This window comes from Denitrificimonas caeni DSM 24390, from assembly GCF_000421765.1.
In the GTDB taxonomy this organism is placed as follows: domain Bacteria; phylum Pseudomonadota; class Gammaproteobacteria; order Pseudomonadales; family Pseudomonadaceae; genus Denitrificimonas; species Denitrificimonas caeni.
The window spans coordinates 1-4804 of sequence record NZ_ATXQ01000020.1 but is presented as its reverse complement, the minus strand read 5'-3'; the positions used below and the strand labels follow the sequence as shown (position 1 = coordinate 4804).

General features: G+C 40.8%; 7 protein-coding genes. 2 read left to right on the top strand and 5 right to left on the bottom strand.

Translation table 11 applies throughout. The annotated features are described in order from the left end of the window. Positions 1 to 290 (top strand): IS66 family transposase (locus H591_RS0114440; protein ID WP_028244461.1); only part of this gene is annotated, 290 nt, incomplete at its 5' end. Positions 291 to 423: 133 nt separating this feature from the next. Here the strand turns inward: H591_RS0114440 and H591_RS0114430 are convergent. The 5 genes from H591_RS0114430 to H591_RS15765 all read right to left on the bottom strand — a co-directional run bounded on the left by H591_RS0114430 (position 424) and on the right by H591_RS15765 (position 4498). Beyond that, entirely contained in the window at positions 424 to 1344 is a 921-nt protein-coding gene (locus tag H591_RS0114430) for a hypothetical protein (protein ID WP_022967666.1), read from the bottom strand. Positions 1345 to 1446: 102 nt separating this feature from the next. Beyond that, positions 1447 to 2061, bottom strand: coding sequence for an AbiV family abortive infection protein (locus tag H591_RS0114425; protein WP_022967665.1), 615 nt, complete (start codon positions 2059 to 2061; stop codon positions 1447 to 1449). A gap of 504 nt (positions 2062 to 2565) precedes the next feature. Next, positions 2566 to 2898 carry a YnfA family protein gene (locus H591_RS0114420; protein ID WP_022967664.1) on the bottom strand — a complete coding sequence of 111 codons (333 nt, stop codon included), beginning with the start codon at positions 2896 to 2898 and terminating at the stop codon, positions 2566 to 2568. A gap of 142 nt (positions 2899 to 3040) precedes the next feature. After that, a complete protein-coding gene (locus H591_RS0114415) occupies positions 3041 to 3490 on the bottom strand; it encodes a hypothetical protein (RefSeq protein WP_022967663.1) in 450 nt (149 codons plus the stop codon). A gap of 75 nt (positions 3491 to 3565) precedes the next feature. Continuing rightward, positions 3566 to 4498, bottom strand: coding sequence for a KAP family P-loop NTPase fold protein (locus tag H591_RS15765; protein WP_084702734.1), 933 nt, complete (start codon positions 4496 to 4498; stop codon positions 3566 to 3568). A 65-nt stretch (positions 4499 to 4563) separates the two neighbouring features. On the opposite strand from H591_RS15765, the gene H591_RS0114405 reads away from it, so the two are divergent. Next, the coding region (locus H591_RS0114405) for a transposase (RefSeq protein ID WP_022967661.1) at positions 4564 to 4804 on the top strand (241 nt) is incomplete at its 3' end.

Below are 4804 nucleotides of genomic sequence, written 5' to 3'. Positions count from 1 at the left end.
TGAACCAATGGAACAAACTGACGGCTTATCTTGAGCATGGGCTGGTTAGCATCGACAACAATCGTGCTGAGCGTGCGATCAAACCTTTTGTGATTGGCCGTAAAAACTGGTTGTTCTCCAACACCCGCAGCGGCGCCAAAGCCAGTGCTATTCTTTATAGTCTCGTTGAAACAGCCAAAGCCAACGACCTGCAACCTGCTGTATATCTTCAAGCGTTGTTCGAACAACTACCGCATACCAGCGCTGCTCATATCGACTCGCTCTCGCCTTGGAATATCAAACTCAACTAAGCATCGGTATGCTCTAACGAATGATCGCAGTTGTGCTAGGTGTGGGTGTTGTTACGCTTACGAATGATATCAAAAGGTGACAACTCATTGTTATTCAAAGCTGAAACCCAATCATTATGATTCAATATGCTTTTCATGATGAATAGGGGTCTCCAGGGGAATTTATTAATTCTCGTATCGCACTTAGGTCTAAGCTGCTAATTTTATCTGGGCCTATTAGTGATGCCTCCAAAATCAAAGCTCTTAGTGTCTCATCTGTTAAGTTATTACCAATTGGCACTTCATCTTGGTAGCTAACATTTATAGACTGCCGCTCGCTTAGCCTAACGTCATCTTTGTAAGAATCATAAAAGTAGGTTCCTGAGTCAGCTCTTAATCCAGAAGCCTCTTTATCCTCCTTAGTAACAATCACGTATTGATCTGAAATATCGAAACGAAAGGCTGAAAAGTGATCAATTAAATACAGTTCTATTCTAAGAAGTGGCTCTTCGTGTCTAAACCTTAGCGCTGAGATTATTGTTGCAATAACCTCTTCTTTAACCTTTTTTTCTGTCCAAGGGTGGCCGTTTTTTGCAGATTTTAGGCTTCTTCTATAAGTTGCATATTCTGAACATAATAGATCGTTGTCTGGGTTTAATATCGTAATTCTAATATCTCTACCTAGCCCTTCGTGTTTGGCTGCACTAGCCAACGAAGGAAGTGTTGTCTTGCGGGTGTATCTTCCACAAGCGCCTTTATATGTCCAAGTTCTTGTATCAGTCGCTGCTTTTTTTAGAAGCGGTCCAATTTCTTTAGGCTCAATAACGTCCATTACTGATTTTTTGAGAATTTCTGGGGTCAGCCAAAATACAAAGCTACCAATAAGAACGGTAACTATGAGCGATATTACAAGTCCATCCAAAAGTGCAGCACCAAAGCCTAATAAACTTGCTTCTAACTTTGTGTCAAATTGAGGAAAAACCAGAAATCTTAAAATTATAGAAACCAATAATATCAGTGCCACTAGCCAATAGAATGCACTTCGGTAATGCCTCTTGTTTAATATACTTTCCATTATGCTTTCCGTGTGATGAAATCAATCTAACGCTTGCAGCATGCGCGCCCTTGGAATGGAGCCGAAGGCGCAATGTAAAGGGCGTCGCCGTGCCTGCACTTGTTAGCTGAGCTTGAGCTCCCGCTCAACTTCTGTGTATAGCGAATTCGTACTATCAAAGAGAATACTGGTTTCGCCAGTCATCCCCCAAAACTCATCAGCACAGATCTCGATAGCTATCAGTAAATGTTCCGCCGATAATTTTTTGTCGAAATGCTCCGCCGGTATGTGTAAACCACTGGAACCTCGAGAAAAATAGAGTGACTTTTCGCGAAATTCAGAATACTCACCGGTCTCGTAGCCTTTGAATATTTCTACCGCCCTATCGTGACCAATGCTATTGGCAATTCGGTCTCCGATTAAATAAAGTGGATCAACTGAAATCTTGTGTTTTTTACCGTGATTAAATAGAGGATCTTTTCCTCTTTTCACCCTTGCCTTAGTGTTTAACCTTGAACGCGTATGGCCCGCTTTGATTTTCGCCATTTCTTCAAAGACCGTAATGGAAACGAAAACAGAAGGAGCATAGAAACCTTGTTTGAATAGGGCATACGACGCTCGAATTAACTCAACGACATGGGTTACAGCTGCATTAAACTCATCACGCCCATGCAACCCTGTGTATTCTTCAGAGTCCACTTGAGAAGCCTCGTGAGCTATGTGATAGCCTTTTTTCATTGTTTCACCATCCAGCTAACGCCGCAAACAGTGGCGAACGAAGTGAGTCCAGCAGCGATTAGCTGCGAGCTGATTTGCCTTGTTATACGATTTTAAATTAATCACGTAGCTTAGTGCCTCGCCAAGTATTATCAATTTTTTTATCTAAAGGAAAGCCTACATTTAAGCCAACTATCCAATACAACGCAAAAGCTACTGAAAAACTGGCTCCGTAATAAATTGCAATAGCAAATGCCGGTACTCCAGAAACACACCAAATACCCAAAATGCATAAATGGTATTTTATTGAATGAATCATACGAAATTTTGACTGACACTGGTCACATATATGTCTGCCAAGTGGTGAAGAAACATATCTTTTCCAAGTTAATTCGTTCTCTGATTTACAATTTGGACAGATCATATTGCTCTCGTATAACGCTTTACTAAGCGACGCGGAATAGTTGGCTAAAATGGCGAGGAACGAGCACTAGCCAACTGTTTAGCGTCCGTTTGAGTAACTTGTTATGTGCTGCGTGGAGCGAACATGATAATTGCCATACCCACAAGTGCTATACCAGAACCCACAACATCCCAAGTGGTTGGACGAATGCCATCGACAGCCCACAACCACAAGATAGCCGTAAAAATATAAACGCCACCATAAGCGGCATAAACTCTGCCTGCTGCGGTTGGATGTAACGACAGCAACCAAGCAAATGCAGCAAGGCTAATAGCGGCAGGAACCAGCAACCAAATCGATTTCCCTTCACGTAACCAAAGATATGGTAGGTAACAACCAATAATCTCCGCCAAAGCAGTAATTAAAAAAAGGCCTAGCGTTTTTATTTCCGGCAAAAGACGATTCCTCTGATTGTTTGCACATAACGCCCAAAGCACGCGCCAAATACCGGAGCTTTGTTTTTGTGCGAGTATTTTCCCGCACGAAAACGAAGTGGAGAGTATTTGGTCGCAGTGCCTTTGCTTGTTATATGCAGACTCATGATACGAACTTGCCATTAATGTTAAAAATTTGATCCCTAGAATTCTCTGGACACATTATATACCTGCTTGCCATTACCACCCGTTGAACTTCAGATAGTAAGTTTAGGAGAATATCTACCTTGATCATAGAGTCTATCTCCTTAGGGGAAACATCACATTCCAGTTCAGTTCCCTCATAAAACCTAAAGAATACGATAACTCCTTCAATCTTAATCGATGCGAAACAATAAAAACCCTTTTCATTAATTACACTTTCTAATAAGTTGGGAAACAGGTCAAGATTCTTGTCTTTGCTAGGAATATAACAATTAACTGAATCTAAGGCATTATGCCCCTTCAGCCATTGGAAGAGCTTTAACCAGCGGTCATTATTCATGCCCTCGTAAAAAATATCTACGAGTGCACCGTGATCTTCAAAATGCTGTTTGACGGAATTCCAGTTCATATTGGATTTAGCATATAACGCCCGCGTAATAGGCGCGAGCTTGCGAACGTCCTAATTGACGCGTTTGTTAGCAGCTCACGCCTCAAATCGAGAAACAATTTCAATTTTCTTTAGCAAATAACCCAAAGAGCCAATACCACCGTTCCAGTCAAAATCCCGGATAATTTCCAATATGTTTTTAGCTCGTCGTTTTTCTTCTTCGTTTGAAGAACCGGAACCTATTACTTCTTGATACTTTTTCGATATTTCATCGTAACTATGACTCTGTGATTTACAAGTTACAATGTATGCCTCTAGCGCTGTACCATAATTAGTCAAAAGCAAATCGGAGGCACCAGGTTGTGTCTTAAACCTTTCCAACAGCTCAAAAACACTGATCTCATCAGTAATCAATTCTTTATATAAATCAGGCGACTTTACTTTCAATACAATAAGAAAACAAAGAAAAACTGGGAATAACTTATAATTTTCAGGTGTTGTTCTTATGGATAGACTAAGAAGCGAACAGCAGTGTTCCTGCTCACGTAGCGTTAAACCATACAACTCAAACAGCTCCGAGAACATCTTTAAAGATTGCTCGCCTTCGTATTGGAGATTTCTTGCGTTTTTCTTTGAAAAATACTCATTAAACGAATATTTTTTGAATAAGGCTTTTACAAAAAGCCCTTTGTCAGGTGGTGGAAGAACATAATCAAAGTCCATAAACCTTCGCAAGTAGCCGTTTACATTAAGTCCTTCACCATAAACTGCTTTAATAGATGATCCTAGTTGCTTTTTGTCCGCACCAAGAACAAAGACAATGTTGTCCACGTTAAAGAAGTGCTTTGCTTTTTCCAAAATTTCAATTGCAAAATTTGGCCTGCAACGATCAAGTTCATCGATAATAAACACCAATGGTTTAGGGTTATCTGGATCGGTTGTACTACTTGCTAGCTGGGATATGGCCTCCCGAAATGACTTTATGGACTTCTTTGAATTTTCGTATTTTTCTAACTGTTCTTTTGTAATCCCCCCTCAAAACCACAGAGGCTATTTGTAGAAAATTCCATTAATATAAACTCAAGGAGTTTTCTATGCGCAAATCAAAATTCACTGAGAGCCAGATTATGGCAATTCTCAAACAAAATGAGGCTGGAGTTCCAGTCCCTGAACTATGCCGTGAGCATGGTATTAGCTCAGCTTCGTTCTACAAGTGGCGCTCAAAATATGGCGGCATGGACACTTCGCTCATGAAGCGCATGAAAGAGCTTGAAGAAGAGAACCGTCGGCTCAAAAAAATGTATGCGGAAGAGCGCCTCAAAGCTGAGATTCGAT

What these genes read in the sequence shown, in the direction of transcription:
- H591_RS0114430 (WP_022967666.1), bottom strand. Translation starts at nt 1,344, where the DNA reads ATGGAAAGTATATTAAACAAGAGGCATTACCGAAGTGCATTCTATTGG.
- H591_RS0114425 (WP_022967665.1), bottom strand. Translation starts at nt 2,061, where the DNA reads ATGAAAAAAGGCTATCACATAGCTCACGAGGCTTCTCAAGTGGACTCT.
- H591_RS0114415 (WP_022967663.1), bottom strand. Translation starts at nt 3,490, where the DNA reads ATGAACTGGAATTCCGTCAAACAGCATTTTGAAGATCACGGTGCACTC.